11 protein-coding genes are annotated in these 14,854 nt (G+C 64.3%); 5 read left to right on the top strand and 6 right to left on the bottom strand.

Annotated elements, in window-relative coordinates:
• Positions 1-2: 2 nt before the first annotated feature.
• The 4 genes from RF650_RS12455 to RF650_RS12440 are packed head-to-tail and all read right to left on the bottom strand — an operon-like array spanning position 3 to position 3,673.
• Complete coding sequence (locus RF650_RS12455; RefSeq protein ID WP_368815071.1) at positions 3-614, bottom strand: response regulator; 612 nt, start codon at positions 612-614, stop codon at positions 3-5.
• Positions 611-1,954, bottom strand: coding sequence for a sensor histidine kinase (locus RF650_RS12450; RefSeq protein ID WP_368815070.1), 1,344 nt, complete (start codon positions 1,952-1,954; stop codon positions 611-613). Before RF650_RS12450 ends, RF650_RS12455 begins: the two co-directional genes overlap by 4 nt.
• Positions 1,951-2,712 (bottom strand): ABC transporter permease, encoded by a 762-nt coding sequence (locus RF650_RS12445; protein WP_064847293.1) that lies wholly within the window; start codon positions 2,710-2,712, stop codon positions 1,951-1,953. The genes RF650_RS12450 and RF650_RS12445 overlap by 4 nt, the downstream gene beginning before the upstream one ends.
• Positions 2,713-2,755: 43 nt before the next feature.
• Positions 2,756-3,673 carry an ABC transporter ATP-binding protein gene (locus RF650_RS12440; protein ID WP_368815069.1) on the bottom strand — a complete coding sequence of 306 codons (918 nt, stop codon included), beginning with the start codon at positions 3,671-3,673 and terminating at the stop codon, positions 2,756-2,758.
• A 165-nt stretch (positions 3,674-3,838) separates the two neighbouring features.
• On the opposite strand from RF650_RS12440, the gene ychF reads away from it, so the two are divergent.
• The 5 genes from ychF to RF650_RS12415 all read left to right on the top strand — a co-directional run bounded on the left by ychF (position 3,839) and on the right by RF650_RS12415 (position 14,256).
• Complete coding sequence (gene ychF / locus RF650_RS12435; RefSeq protein WP_368815068.1) at positions 3,839-4,942, top strand: redox-regulated ATPase YchF; 1,104 nt, start codon at positions 3,839-3,841, stop codon at positions 4,940-4,942.
• Between the two features lie 88 nt (positions 4,943-5,030).
• On the top strand, positions 5,031-6,878 hold the full coding sequence (locus RF650_RS12430) for a DUF262 domain-containing protein (RefSeq protein WP_368815067.1): 1,848 nt from the start codon (positions 5,031-5,033) through the stop codon (positions 6,876-6,878).
• A gap of 57 nt (positions 6,879-6,935) precedes the next feature.
• On the top strand, positions 6,936-9,056 hold the full coding sequence (locus RF650_RS12425) for a site-specific DNA-methyltransferase (RefSeq protein WP_368815066.1): 2,121 nt from the start codon (positions 6,936-6,938) through the stop codon (positions 9,054-9,056).
• A 1-nt stretch (position 9,057) separates the two neighbouring features.
• Complete coding sequence (locus RF650_RS12420) at positions 9,058-11,646, top strand: DEAD/DEAH box helicase (RefSeq protein WP_368815065.1); 2,589 nt, start codon at positions 9,058-9,060, stop codon at positions 11,644-11,646.
• Between the two features lie 54 nt (positions 11,647-11,700).
• Positions 11,701-14,256 (top strand): AAA family ATPase, encoded by a 2,556-nt coding sequence (locus RF650_RS12415; protein WP_368815064.1) that lies wholly within the window; start codon positions 11,701-11,703, stop codon positions 14,254-14,256.
• Between the two features lie 26 nt (positions 14,257-14,282).
• On the opposite strand, the gene RF650_RS12410 is transcribed toward RF650_RS12415, so the two are convergent.
• Both RF650_RS12410 and RF650_RS12405 read right to left on the bottom strand, forming a co-directional pair.
• Positions 14,283-14,381 carry a helix-turn-helix domain-containing protein gene (locus RF650_RS12410; protein ID WP_368815063.1) on the bottom strand — a complete coding sequence of 33 codons (99 nt, stop codon included), beginning with the start codon at positions 14,379-14,381 and terminating at the stop codon, positions 14,283-14,285.
• A gap of 15 nt (positions 14,382-14,396) precedes the next feature.
• A partial coding sequence (locus RF650_RS12405; RefSeq protein ID WP_368815062.1) for an integrase core domain-containing protein occupies positions 14,397-14,854 on the bottom strand: 458 nt, incomplete at its 5' end.

Here is a 14,854-nt window from a genome sequence, read left to right as displayed (position 1 = left end):
GCTCAGATCCACCCGTTGCGCAGGGCCAGGGCCGCGGCCTCCGACCGGTTCTGCACACCCGTCTTGCCGATCGCGGAGGACAGGTGATTGCGCACGGTACCGGGGGAGAGGTGCAGGGCCGCGGCGATCCGCTTGGCGGACGCGCCGTTCGCGGCCTCGCGCAGCACGTCCTGCTCCCGCTGGGTCAGCGGGTTGGCACCGGCCACGAGTGATTCCTCCGCGAGCGCGGGGTCGATCGCGCGCAGCCCCGCATGAACGCGCCGGATGGCCTCCGCGAGCTGCTCCGCGGGCGTGTCCTTGACCACGAAGCCGCTCGCCCCGGCCTCCAAGGCGCGGCGCAGGTACCCCGGCCGGTCGAACGTGGTCACGATCAGGCACCGCGTTCCCGAGCCGCCACCCGTGATCTCCCGGGTGGCCTCGAGCCCGTCCAGCACGGGCATCTCGACGTCGAGCAGCGCCACGTCTGCGTGCTGCGAGGTCACCGCGGCCACGGCCTCCCTGCCATCGCCCACCTGGGCCACCACGCGGATGTCCGGTTCCAGGTCCAGCAGAGCTGCGAGCCCGGCCCGGACGAGCGCTTGGTCGTCGGCGATCACCACGCAGATCGGATTCATGCTGGCTCCACCACGATCCGCAATCCACCGTCCGCGCCGGCCACGGGCGAAATCACGGCCAACCGCAATCCGGCGGCCTCGGCCCGTTCCCGCATGCCCCGCAGGCCATTGCCGGGTAGTCCGTTGCCGCGCAGCACGGACGACGACGCCGCTGCCGCCCCGTTCCGTACGCGTCCCGGCCCGGTGCTGTCCCCGGTCCGTCCCGACCCGGCGTCGTCGGCCGCTCCACCCGAGCCAGTGCCGGCACGCGCGGGGGACAGGACGACGTCGTCGACCAATGCGCGCGAGGCCGCGAGGGCAGGAGGGGCGGGCACGGCGTCGTCGTCTGTTCGTGCGAGGCCCACGCCGTCGTCGGTGATGGTCAACGTGGTGGGAGTGAGCGTGACCCGGCACGAGGACGCCGCGGAATGACGCACCGTGTTGGTCACGGCCTCACGCAGGATCCAGGCGAACGCGGAACGCCGTGCTGCGTCGATCGAGGGCACGGTGTCGGGCAGGTGCGGCGTGATGCCTGCCGAGCGCAAAGCGGCGCGGGCCTGGACGAGTTGGACGCTCAGCTCCGGTTCGCGCAGTTTGCCCACGGTGGAGCGCACGTCGGTGAGGGAGTCGCGGGTCAGGACCAGGACGTCGTCGAGTTCCTGGGCGGCGCGCTGCGGATCGGTGGTCAGCAGCCGCTGGGCTAGCTGGACCTTCATGGACACCACGGTGAGGGAATGGCCCAGGATGTCGTGGACGTCGCGGCCCACCGCCTCGCGCTGCCGAGCCAGCTCCAGCTCCCGCTTCAGTTCCTCCTGGACCCCGGAGCGTTCCATCATCCACCGGGAGATGAGCAGCAGGAAGACCGCGGGCAGGGCCCCGATCAGCGGCCACCCCCACTCGTGCGGCGGTCGGGCGAGCAGCCACGGGACGCTCGCCGCGAGCACCACCACCGCCGCGGAGATCAGTGAGGCCCGCATACTGAACCGGAAGATGCACACGGCCACGAAGAACGGCGCCACGTACGTGACGGCCAGCCCCGCGGCCGGCACCACGAGAGCCAGCGGCAGTAAGAGAACGAGACACCAGAACAGGGCGTTGGCCCGTTCGCTGCGGCGCGGGAACGGGTACTCGAGCAACCACGAGACCACGTAGAGTGCGGCGAACAGGCCCAGACCGGTCAGGCCCAGCGCCTTCGTGCCGCTCGAGACGGGTGCGGAGAGCACCCCGGAGGCCGGGAAGAAGAGGAAGACCAACCACACGGACGCGTAGAGGACGTCCGGCCACGTCGATGTCCCCGGGGCGGGGTCGCTCGCGCACGCGGTACCCCGGACCGCGGGGTTCTCGGAAGTCCTGGTGGTCATCGGCGGGCCGTTGCTCTTCGGGCCGCGATCAGGGCGATGGCGCCGAAGATCGCGGCCCAGACACCCACGTTGGCCAGTAGCAGCCACACGCTGTCCTGTTCGGCCGTGCCGTCCACGGCGACCACCCAGCCTTCGGTAATCGGATAGCGGGCAAGTCCCACGATCCCATACAAGGGCGTGAAGCGCGCGAAGTCCAGCAATGCACCGGACAGCGGCATGAACACGTTGCCCAGGAATGCGAGCACCACGAGCAGACCGGACGCCGCGCTCACGGCCCCGTCCGAGCGGAACAACAACCCCGCGGCCAGTCCGTAGAGCGCGAAGACCGAGGAGCTCGCCACCACGATCCCGGCGGTCGCGAACCAGCGCCAGAGGTCGTCCAGCATGGAATTGGTGAGCAGGCCGGCCAGGTACACGATGATCACCGGTATCACGGCCACGGAGACCGCCACCGTGACCTTGGTCGCGGCGTACCCGCCCGTGCCCATGGGGGTCATGGCCAATTGGCGGCCCCACCCCTGCAGCCTCTCGACCGCCGCACTGCCCGCGATGGACGTGGTGGCGGTGACGGCTCCATACGCGGCCATGGACACCATGAGGTACGCGGAGACGTTGCCGTGGCCCGAGGATTCCCCGGACCAGCCCTGGGTGACGCCGAACATGACGAACAATGCGGCGGGCAGGACGGCGATGAAGAACATGTTCGCGACGTCCCTGACCTGGCGCCAGAAATCGTGGAGTGTGTAGGTGAGGTTCATGACGGGATCCTTCGTGGGTCGGATGAGGCGGGGACGCTGCGGTTCAGTGCTCGCCAGAGCGGTTCACGAGGGCGGCGAAGGCGTCCTCGAGCCCGCCGCGAGAGATCTCCAGCTCGGTGGCCGGGGTCTCGGTGAGCAGGACGCGGGCCAGCCGGTCCGATTCCCGGGTGTGCGCGGTGACGCGGGTGCCCGCCCGATCGAGGTGCGTGACGCCGGGAAGGTCCGGCAGCGGCGTCGTCCCCGGCCAGGAGAAGGAGACGGTCTGACGGGTGGAGGCGGAACGGAAGCTGTCGAGCGTCCCGTCGTGGTGGACCGTGCCGTGGTCCATGAGCACTACGCGCCGCGCAAAATCCTCCGCTTCCTGCAGGTAGTGGGTGGCGAACACGACCGTGAGCCCGCGCTGGGCCTCGGCATGCATCGTGTCCCAGAAGTCGGCGCGGGACTGCACGTCCATGCCCGCGGTGGGCTCGTCCAGCACGAGCAGTTCGGGGCGGGGGAGCAGGGCGAGCGCGAACCGGACGCGTTGCTGCTGGCCGCCCGAGCACTTGGATACCTTGCGGTTCGCGAACTGCGCGGCTCCGGCCCGCTCGAGCACCTCGGCCACGGGTGCGTGGTCGCGGTAGAGCGAGGCGATCATGGTCACGGTCTCGCGCACGGACAGGTCCCCGAGCAGCCCGCCCGCTTGCTGCACCGCGCCGACCTTCCCGCGCGCGACGGCGGCGCGCGGCGTCTCACCGCACACGCGCACCTCGCCCTCGGTGGGGTCGGTCATGCCGAGGACCATGTCCAGCAGGGTCGTCTTCCCGGCGCCGTTGGGACCGAGCAGGGCGACGACGTCGCCGCGCGGGACCCGCAGCGAGACACCCTTCACGGCGCGCACCGTTTCCCGGCGGGTGCGGAAGGACTTGACGGCGTCCGTGACGGTGATTGCGGGGGCTTCCAGGGGTGCTGTGGTGTTCATGACTCCACCCTCCCGCGCGCGGCCCGGGCCCGGAACCGTGGTTTGTCACGACGTGGCGGTGACAAGTGTCAGGGGTGGGCACTTCCGATGGGCCCTGCTGACGCGGGGACGGAACGTGCACGGGCGGGCCGCCCGGCGGACCGGGCACCGGTAGACTGGTCTGCCGTGGCTCTTACTATCGGAATCGTCGGTCTGCCGAACGTCGGAAAATCAACCCTGTTCAACGCGCTCACGCGCAACACGGTGCTCGCCGCGAACTATCCGTTCGCGACCATCGAGCCGAACGTGGGCGTGGTGAACCTGCCGGACGAGCGGCTGGACAAGCTCGCGGAGCTGTTCGACTCGCAGAAGATCGTGCCGGCAACGGTGTCGTTCGTGGACATCGCGGGCATCGTGAAGGGCGCGTCCGAGGGGGAGGGTCTGGGCAACCAGTTCCTGGCCAACATCCGTGAGGCCCACGCGATCGCCCAGGTGGTGCGCGCGTTCGACGACCCGGACGTGATCCACGTGGACGGCAAGATCGATCCCGCCTCCGACATGGAGACCATCAACACCGAGTTGATCCTGGCGGACCTGCAGACGCTGGAGAACGCGATTCCCAAGCTGGAGAAGCAGGTCAAGATCAAGAAGGGCTCGCCCGAGCAGCTCGCGGCGTACCAGGCAGCGGAGAAGGTGCTAGCTGAGGGCCGCACGATCTTCGAGGCCGCCGGGCCCGAGAAGCTGGACACCGACAACCTGCGCGAGCTGAACCTGCTCACCGCCAAGCCGTTCATCTACGTATTCAACGCGGACGAGGGCGTGCTGTCCTCACCCCAGCGTCAGGCTGAGCTGGAGGCGCTGGTGGCGCCCGCGCAGTGCGTGTTCCTGGACGCCAAGCTGGAAGCGGATCTGGCGGAGCTCTCGGAGGAGGAGGCCCGCGAGATGCTGGAGATGGAGGGCCAGGACGAGTCCGGCCTGGACAAACTGGCCCGCGTGGGCTTCTCCACCCTGGGCCTGCAGACCTACCTCACCGCCGGCCCCAAGGAGGCCCGCGCGTGGACCATCAACCAGGGCGACACCGCCCCCAAGGCCGCCGGGGTGATCCACTCGGACTTCGAGCGGGGCTTCATCAAGGCGGAGATCGTCTCCTACGACGACCTCATGGCCGCCGGGTCCATGGCCGACGCGAAGGCCGCGGGCAAGGTGCGCATGGAGGGCAAGGAGTACGTGATGCAGGATGGGGATGTGGTCGAGTTTCGTACAGGGCTAACGTCTGGTGGGAAGAAGTGACAGGATCTCGCAACCCGTACGCCAGGGTCCACGACTCCATCGACAGAGAAGTCAGCCACATATCGAGGCGTGGCCTTAGGGGTCCCCGGTGATCAAGTCTGCCAATCAGTATCCGGTGCACACGCTGTTCAGTCACGAAGGCAACGTGCTGTACCGGATCCCGCCCTACCAGCGCGAGTACTCCTGGTATAAGTCCCACTGGGAAGACCTGTTCGAAGATCTCATCGAGGCCGACGGCGCGCACTTCCTCGGCACCATCATCACGCTCGACCAGACCACGGACACGCTCGAGGGCAACATCCTGCAGGTCATCGATGGGCAGCAGCGACTAACGACGCTCACGTTGCTGTTGGCCGCCGTCTATTCGGTGCTTAAGGAACACCTCGGCGATCTCGACGACGACACACGAACGGATGTCATCAACCTCGGTAGGCAGTTGGTGCGGAAAGCCGACCAACAGCCAAGGGTGACGCCGCAAAAGCAGGGCCACAACCTCTCTGACTTCCGCAAGGTGCTCGAGGAAGCGGGCCTGCCGGTGGAGGGCGAATGGAAGCCGTACTTTCCCAGCCGCAGGATCGCCAAGTGCTACCGCTACTTCCGCTCCGCGATCCAGAAGCTCGCCGAAACTGAGGAGATCACACAGCCGGAGGCGGCCCTGCGGGTGCATGAGGCGGCCCTGCAGGCTGTGATCGTGAAGATTGAGGTGGCCAACCATGCCGACGCGTTCGTGCTGTTCGAGTCTCTGAATAACCGCGGGATGCCGCTCTCGCCGGTGGACCTGATCAAGAACCATCTTCTCGCCGAGTCGGACAAGAAGCAGATCATGGACGTCGACGAGGCATTCAAGCACTGGAACGACATGCTGACCAGCCTCGGTGACAGCTACTCCACTCAGGAGCGCTTTCTCCGCCACTACTACAACGCATTCAAATCAGAGTTGCCCGAGGTCTCAAACGCCTCGGTAGCCACGAAGTCCAACCTGATCAGGGTTTACGAGAAGCTCCTCGAGCAGGGCCTCAAACACGTTGTCGATTCGCTGGTGGCGGCGAGCAAGATCTACGGGCGAATCAACTGCGTCGTTGAACTCGACCAGCCGACAACCCTCGACCGGTCGTTCCAGCGCTTGATGCGCGCTCAGGGCGCGCCGTCCTACGTGCTTCTTATGTGGCTGATATCGAAACAGTCCGATCTGGTTCTGACAGATGCACACATCGAGACTGTCGTAGACCGTCTCACGAGCTTCTTTGTCCGACGCAACCTCACGGGATACCCGCAGACGTACGCACTGGCGAAGTTGTTCATGACGACCATCGACGCTGTGGGTGATGCCCGAGGCGACGAGGTGGTGGAGATCGTCGAGGAGAAGCTAAGTGCGGCCTCAGTGTCCGACGAGGAGTTCCGTACCCGACTTTTGGGGCGCATCTACGAGGAGAACAGCGACGTTGCTCGGTTCATCCTTACGACACTGGCTGAGGATGCCATGACCAAGGAGACGCGTGTCGACCTGTGGCGTCAGGAAAAGAACCGTTTCGTCTGGACGATCGAGCACATCCTCCCGCAGGGCGAGAACCTTCCGGCTGAGTGGCAGGAGATGCTCGGGGGCGAGGAGATCGCTGCCCAGGTACAGGAGGAGCACAAGCATAGGCTCGGCAACCTCACCATCACCGCGTATAACAGCAACCTCGGCAACAAGTCTTTCCCCGAGAAGCGCGACCGCCAGGACTCGAAGGGCAGGCGTATCGGCTATCGAAACGGCCTGTCACTGAACGCTGACCTGGCCACGAGGGAGTCTTGGACCCCTAACGACATCGAGAATCGCACCGAAGAATTGGCGGCGAGGGTGATAGAGCGCTTCCCGCTGGCAATTGTCAAACAAGGTATCGATGGTGACGCGGTCGAGTTCCGTACAGGGATTCCGTCTGGGAGTAAGAAGTAGACGCTAGTTCGCATCGGTGCGGACGAGGAGGGCACACCATTGTCGAGACTGACGGAGTTGCTGCGGCAGACGCGCAAGGCTGATCCGCAACTCGGTGCTGATCTGGAAGCAGAGATCGCCGCGCTCACTAAGCGTCGCACCTTCGGCCTCGTCTTCGAGCAGCATCAGCCCGAGGCTGTTGAGCTGCCCGGCAGGCCGGTGCGACGTGGCGACAAAGTGCGCGTGCTTCCGCCTCGTGGGGAGATGAAGACTGGCGACCAGCGTCTGTGGCGCGTCACGCGGATCGAACGAGCCGACGGGCAACGCCTGGCTCATCTCGCGGAGCTGGACGCCGAGGAGCCCGCGGCCTGCTCTGTGCCCGCCGACGACGTGGTGGTCGTCGCGGAGTTCCGGGATCGCATCTACCCCGGCCTCGTGGAGACGGGTCGCGTCGAGCAGGGCGGAGACAAACCGTTCCACTCGGTCATCAACGCGGAGAACTACCACGCGTTGGAGATGCTGACGTACACGCACCGGCACTCCATTGACGCCATCTACATCGACCCGCCGTACAACACGGGCGCCAAGGACTGGAAGTACAACAACAACTACGTCGAGGGCGACGACAACTACCGGCACTCGAAGTGGCTGGCGTTCATGGAGCGGCGCCTGAAGATCGCACGAGAGCTGCTCAACCCCGACGACTCGGTGCTTATCGTCACGATCGATGAGAAGGAGTACCTCCGGCTGGGGCTGTTGCTGGAGCAGACGTTCCCCGAAGCGAACATCCAGATGGTTACGTCATCTATCAAGCCGTCCGGCTCGCAGCGAGGAGATGAGTTCTCACGAGTCGAAGAGTTCATCTTCTTCGTGATGTTTGGAGAAGCGCACCCGACAACGAGCACGACTGACATGCTCAGGGACTCGGAAGGGGAGGCCAAGCTCGCAAAAGTCACGTGGCAAGGCCTGCGTAGGAGAGGTAGTACTGACTGGAAGCGTGAGCACCGCCCGAACGGCTTCTACCCACTCTTCATCTCGAATGACAACGGATTCATTTACTCGATCGGCGAACCGCTCCCTCTGTCGCAGGACCGTCATTCGGTGATTCCTCCTGCCGGGACGTGGGCGGCTTGGCCGCTCGACCCGAAGGGTGAGGAAGGTCGGTGGCAGGTATCACCTGCGCGTCTTCGAGAGCAGTTGGCCGAAGGGACCGCTGCGTTGAGGAAAACTGATCCCGACGCTGGTGCAGCATCCGTTGTTTACCTGAAGGGCGGCGATCTGACTGCCGTGCGGTCGGGCGCCTTCGAAATCGATGGGCGCGATGCTGAAGGAAAACTCAACGTCCTGCCCACGGCACTTGCCACCCGGAAGGCGAAAACGATGTGGCTTATGCCATCTCACGATGCCAGTGCCCACGGCACGGCGTTGCTTTCGCGCTTCCTCCCGAGTCGCAAGTTCCCTTTCCCCAAATCGCTCTACGCAGTGGAGGATACCCTCCGGTTCTTCTTGAAGGACAAACTTGATGCGGTAGTCCTCGATTTTTTCTCCGGATCAGGCACGACTGCCCATGCTGTGATGCGCCTGAATCGGCAGGACAAAGGGCGTCGACAGTGCATCTCTGTGACCAACAATGAGGTGTCTGCTGACGAGCAGACTGGGCTGCGTGGGCACAACCTGCGTCCTGGCGACGCAGAGTGGGAAACGCTGGGCATCTGCGACTACATCACCAAGCCGCGCCTCACCGCCGCGATCACCGGCCAGACCCCCGAGGGTGAGCCGATCAAGGGCGACTACAAGTTCACCGATAAGTTCCCGATGTCGGAGGGCTTCGAGGAGAACGCCACGTTCTTCACCCTCACCTACGAGGCGCCGTTATCGGTCCGTCACAACCGCGCGTTCGAACGGGTCGCGCCGATGCTGTGGCTGCGCGCCGGGTCCCGTGGTCGCATCATCTGCGACCTTGGCGAGGACGGTTGGGACGTGGCCGATGCCTACGGCGTGCTGGAGAACCTCGACCAGGCGGACGAGTTCGTCACGGCGGTGAGCGCTCGTCAGGGCGTCGAGATCGTGTTCGTCGTCACGGACGACGACAGCGCCTTCCAGATGGTGTGCCGCGAACTGCTGAGCGGTGTCGTTTCGGTTCGCCTGTACGAGTCGTACCTCCAGAACTTCGAGATCAACACGGGACGGAGCCTGTAAATTGCGTTACACGCTGAAGGACTACCAGGCCGAGGCCGTCCGTGACGTGCTGCGGAACCTGGACCGTGCTCGCGACTCCTACCGTCGCTACGGCGCGCTCTCGCAGTTCTCGCTCACGGCGACTACGGGCGCGGGCAAGACCGTCATGGCTGCAGCAGTGATCGAGGCTCTGTTTTTGGGGAACGACGAATTTGATTTCGAGCCCGACCCGGGTGCTGTAGTCCTGTGGTTTTCAGATGATCCAGCGCTGAACGAGCAATCGCGTGCCCGCATCCGGGCGGCTGCGAGCGAACTGGATTATCGGCTTCAACCTGTGTCTGCTGACTTTGCCGATACCCACTTCCGCCCGCGAATGGTCTACTTCCTCAACACACAGAAGTTGAGCAAGAACTCGAAACTGGTCCGCGGCGCTACAGGTCGAACCGAGTCGTCCGAAGCAGGTTTGTTCGAACCTTTGAGCCGCCCTGACCACGCGCAGTCCTCGATCTACGACACGATCACTAACACCATCGCCAACGAGGACCTGACCCTCTACCTCGTGCTGGACGAAGCACACCGAGGCATGGGGACGCGGGCGAGTGAGCGGTCCACCATCGTGCAGCGGCTCATCAATGGCCAGAGCCCGGTGCCTCCCATGCCGGTGGTGTTCGGCATCTCGGCCACGGTCGAGCGCTTCGAGGCGGCAATGAAAGATGCCAAGGGCCGGGACGCGCTGCCGTCGGTGCAGGTGGACTCCGCGCTCGTGCAGGCCTCCGGTCTGTTGAAGGACGACATCGCACTGTCGATCCCCGCCGAGGACGGCGCGTTCGAGACGGTGCTGCTCACCAAGGCTGTTGAGAAGATCAAGGCCTCGCAGGCAGCATGGGAGGACTACGCGCACGAGCAGGGCGAGGCTGAGGCGGTCCGTCCGCTCCTGGTGGTTCAGGTCGGGGACAAGCCCTCGCAGGAGACACTCACGCAGACACTGGACACGATCTACGAGGCGTGGTCGGAATTGCCCTACGACGCCGTGGCGAACGTCTTTGGTGAGCACACCGACCTAACCATCGGGCGGCAGATCGTGCCCTACATCGAGCCGCAGCGGGTGCAGGACGCGACGCATGTGCGGGTTCTGCTGGCCAAGAGTGCGATCTCCACCGGCTGGGACTGCCCGCGAGCCGAGGTGCTCGTCTCGTTCCGGCCTGCCAAGGACCGCACACACATCACGCAGCTGCTCGGACGGATGATGCGCACACCCCTCGCCAGGCGCATCCCCGGCAACGAGCTGCTGAACTCGGTTGACTGCCTGCTGCCGCTGTTCGACCGCAAGACCGCCACCGGAGTGGCGGAGCTGCTGATGAAGGGCGCGACGAGCAAGGACGCCGACGAGGGTGAGGACGGCGGCGGAGGCCTCGGGCGCCGGGTGCTGTTCGACCCGATCCCGCTGTACCAGAACCCGGCGATCCCCCAGGCCGTGTGGGAGCGCTTCGCCGCGATCCCGTCGGTGACGATCCCGAAGAACAACGTGAAGCCCATCCGCCGGCTCACCGCGCTGGCGGCGGCGCTGTCGAAGGACCACCTCGTGGACGAGGCCGTAGAGAAGGCGCACAAGCATCTCCACGCCGTGCTCGACGGTCGCGCGGTCCAGTACCGAGAGAAGCTCGAGAAGGCACGCGAGGACGTGCTCACGATGGAGGGCGAAGAGGTCCGTGGAAGAGTCGGCGGCGGATTCTCCTACCGTGCGTTCTCCGTCAGCGCCGATCCTCGTGCCATTGAGGACTACTACCGCACGGCTGCGCGGATACTGAGCCCGGCGCTGTGCTCCTCCTATGTCGACCACCTCGTCGGGCCGGACGGAGAAGAGGACGACCTCCTCGAAGCGCACATCACCGTCGCCTCCCTCGGCCGAGTACGCGAGATCGCCCAAGCGGTCGAGGACGAAGCCGACGGACTGTCCCGGGAGTGGCTCACACAGACCCGCGTCGCGCGCAAGGGGCTGAGCGACGAGCGCCAGGCCGAGTACGACGGACTGGAGTCAATGTCGACGACGCCCGAACCAATCACACTCTTCGTCCCGAAGAACGGCCAGGCCGACACCAAGGTGCGCCACCCCGATGGCACCGAAGAGGACCTGCCCACCCGCGAGATGCACCTGCTCGCCGCGGACGATGGCACGGTCCCGATCACGCTCAACGAGTGGGAGCGCAAGGTCCTCGACTCCGAAGCCGCGCAGCCGGGTTACCAGGGCTGGTACCGCAACCCCGACCGCGGCACGAAGGAATCGCTCGCCGTGGCCTACAAGGACGAAATGGAGGACTGGAAGGCTCTTCGTCCCGACTTCCTCTTCTTCGGCACCAACCACGACGGCAGCGTCGCGGTGGACCTCGTGGACCCGCACGGCCACCACCTCTCCGACGCGCTGCCGAAGCTGCGCGGCCTCGCCGACTTCGCCGAGCGCTTCGTAGATGACTTCCGCCGCATCGAGTCCGTGGCCGAGACCGGCGGCGTGCTACGCGTCCTCGACATCACTAAGCCACGCGTGCGCGATGCCATCCGAGATGCCCAGAGTGCCAAGGCCCTGTACGAGTCGGAGTTGGCCAGTGACTACTGACCTGCTCACCCAACTCGTTCCCCCGTTCGTCCTGGTGCGTGAAGGAGTGCGCAGATGACCGCCTACGAGGACGTGCTTGTCTGGGCGAAGTCGAGACCATGGTGGCAGCAAAAGGCTCTGGCACGGATCGCTGCCGGGGAAGCGCTTGGACAGCAAGACCATGAGGAGATCGCGCGGAGCCTGTTCGAAGAGCCCGAATCGCCTCCCAACGGGGGCTGGTTTGCTCAACTGTCACCTACGCAGGCCACGAAGGACGAGCCGGTTCGCGTCGTCGCGATGAGAGGGCTCGCGAACGTCAACCGCCTAGCATCTGGTCAAGAACTTACATTCGAGCCAGACGGGCTCACGGTCGTATTTGGGAACAACGGCAGTGGCAAGTCCGGGTACGCCAGGGTGATCCGCTCAATGGTGCGAACGAGGCATCACGCTGACATCTTGCCGGACGTTTTCGCTCAAACGCCGGATCAGCAGTCAGGAGAGGTCGAATTCACTGTCGGCGCGAACGAGCGCACCGTCCAACTTGGGCAGCCAGCCGATCCTGATCTTAGTCGTGTGGCCTTCTATGATGAGCACTGCGGTGACACCTATCTCACCGCCGAGGCCGAAATCTCTTACCGGCCGGCTGCGGTCCAACTCCTGGACGACCTGGCGGCGGTCTGTACGGGTGTACGACAGGTGATCGACGGCTGGAAGCAAGCTGTAAGTCAACCTGGTCCTCTACCCGACGTGGACGACCTCGGTCCCGGCGGCGCCTTCCTCCAAAGCCTGAGCGTATCGACCACGGACGACGCCATAAGCGCCGCGGTGGCTTGCCCTTCAGACGTTGACGAGCGACTAGAGAATCAGGTGAACGCGATTGCTCGGCTCAGGACAAGCGACCCGACGCAGGAGAAGCGTCAACTAAATGCAACCGTGACTGCTCTAGAGACGATTTCTCAGCACCTCGTAGACCTTGACAAGGCTTTGGGAGCCGACGGACAGAAGCGGCTCGACGAACTGTCCGCAAGAGTCACGGCTACGAAACGCGCAGCCGATCTCGCGTCGCGCAACACCTTCGCTGATGAGCCACTTTCTGGGGTCGGATCAAGCGTATGGCAAGTGTTGTGGCGTGCGGCGGAGGGGTACTCCAAGGAGGTGTATCCGGAACATGCTTTCCCTCATACTGAGGAGGGCGCAGTCTGCGTCCTGTGCCAGCAGACACTCAGTGACGATGCATCAGACCGGCTCGCCAGATTCCACCGATTCGTCATAGACACAACCGCGCGAGAAGCTGGGGCCGCCCAGCGTGCACTTGAACGCTTTCGAGATGACCTCGAACAACTGGAGTTCACACCTCGCGTGGTGTCGTCGGCCATTGCAACTGTTCAGCAGAGGGATGAGAACTTCGCGGAGTCTCTTGATCCACTCCTGGAGAAATTTCGGGTTCGCAAGGAAGCGATGTCGACTGGCGAGCGATCGGCCCCAGTCGATGTCAGTACTTACCTAACGCGACTGCAAGCAGCCGCCGCTCGCCACCGTGACCAAGCCGCGAATGTGAACGCAGAAGGATTCGCAGAACAACTAACGGCGGCTCAATCTGAAGAACAGCGGCTTCGCGACCAAATCGCGATGCGTGATGGCTGCAACCTAATCGAGGCTGAACGATCCAGGCTTCTAAAGGTCGCCGCGCTCAACTCGAAGTTCTCAGAGGCTAACACCCGCTCGATAACTGAAAAGGCGGGCGAACTCACTCGGACGTATGTAACCGAGGAGGCGCGCGACCGCTTCGCGCGCGAGACGGACCGGCTCGGCTTGGAGCGCGTCACATTCAAGGCCACCAAAGCGCGACAAGGCGCCCTGCTACACAAGGCAGACTTTCTGAATGCACGCCCTGGAGCAAGTCTTGTAGAAGTCCTCTCGGAAGGGGAACAGACCGCTCTCGGATTCGCTGGTTTCCTCACTGAGGCACACTTCGATGCAAGTAGATCGGCTCTCGTATTCGACGATCCCGTTTCATCCCTAGACCACATGAAGCGCGAGTCTGTCGCGAGACGGATCGCCGCATTGGCTGAAGAACGTCAGGTTGTGGTCTTCACCCACGATGTAGCGTTCACCATGATGCTGCGTAAGGCCGCGGGCGAGTCGAAGGTTCGGTTCGCGACGCGAGGCATCGAAAAGCGGCGAAAGATTGGGCCGGGGTTCACAACTCTGGACCACCCGTGGACGGCGCAGGATGCTGCTCAACGCATAGATACGTTGCGGCAGGAGGTTGCGGTTCTGCGCCGCAGCGAGGAGGGGATGAGTGAAACTGATTACCTCCGAGCGACTGAGAACATCGCCGGTCACTTGTCTCAGACCTGGGAGCGTATTATTAGCCAGGTTCTCGCCGAGCCTCTGGTGGACTATAAGTCCCTGGAAGTCCGAGTCGGAAAGTTGCGAGTCGTTGGTCGCGTCACAGATGAGGACGTGAAGACCTATGACGACTCTTACAGTCGAATTTCGGGGTGGGCGTCACGACATGATCCACATCCAGAGCTGAACTACACTGCTCCGGCCATCGATCAGTTGAATGCTGAGATCGAGGTGCTTGCATCTTGGCTGAAGAAGGTGAAGAAGTACCAATCCACGTGACCGACTCGGGAGATTGCATCGTGGCGTCACCGAGAATTTGCACGCTGCATCGCGCGGTAAACGGTAGCTCTGGAAACTCCCATAAGGGCCGCGACCTCTGAGGTTGTATGCTCTCCGGTCCTCATTATGGGCCGCCCCCTTCATTCGGTCCGGTCGCTCTGTGAGTCGTCGGTTTCGATTTGATGGGTGCACTGCCGAGCGTACTCGGCCGGGGGTAGGTAGCCGAGCGATGAGTGCCGACGCTGATGGTTGTACTCGGTCTTCCAGTCGCCGATCACGACCTGGGCGTGCAGCAGTGAGTAGAAGCTGTTGATGTTGAGGCACTCGTCGCGGAGGCGGCTATTGAACGATTCGACGTATCCGTTGTGCCAGGGCGAGCCGGGCGGAATGTAGAACAGGCCGGTGCGGGTACCCGCCCAGTCGGCCATCGCGTCGCTGATGAACTCGGGCCCGTTGTCGCTGCGGAGCACACCCGGTGCACCGCGGACGGCGACGAGCTCTTCGAGGTGGGCGGTGAGCCGGTCGGCGGTGATCGACCGCTCCACGAGCCCGCCGATGCATTCGCGGGTGTGCTCGTCGACGATGGAGCAGATCTTGA

Source organism: Kocuria sp. CPCC 205297 (assembly GCF_040981035.1).
Taxonomy (GTDB): Bacteria; Actinomycetota; Actinomycetes; order Actinomycetales; family Micrococcaceae; genus Kocuria; species Kocuria marina.
The sequence above is the reverse complement of the archived record's forward strand: the minus strand, read 5'-3'. Positions and strand labels throughout refer to the sequence as shown.

Coding starts and splice junctions, on each gene's coding strand:
- RF650_RS12450 (WP_368815070.1), bottom strand. CDS start 1,954: ATGACCACCAGGACTTCCGAGAACCCCGCGGTCCGGGGTACCGCGTGC.
- RF650_RS12455 (WP_368815071.1), bottom strand. CDS start 614: ATGAATCCGATCTGCGTGGTGATCGCCGACGACCAAGCGCTCGTCCGG.
- RF650_RS12445 (WP_064847293.1), bottom strand. CDS start 2,712: ATGAACCTCACCTACACACTCCACGATTTCTGGCGCCAGGTCAGGGAC.
- RF650_RS12415 (WP_368815064.1), top strand. CDS start 11,701: ATGACCGCCTACGAGGACGTGCTTGTCTGGGCGAAGTCGAGACCATGG.
- RF650_RS12440 (WP_368815069.1), bottom strand. CDS start 3,673: ATGAACACCACAGCACCCCTGGAAGCCCCCGCAATCACCGTCACGGAC.
- RF650_RS12410 (WP_368815063.1), bottom strand. CDS start 14,381: ATGAGGACCGGAGAGCATACAACCTCAGAGGTCGCGGCCCTTATGGGA.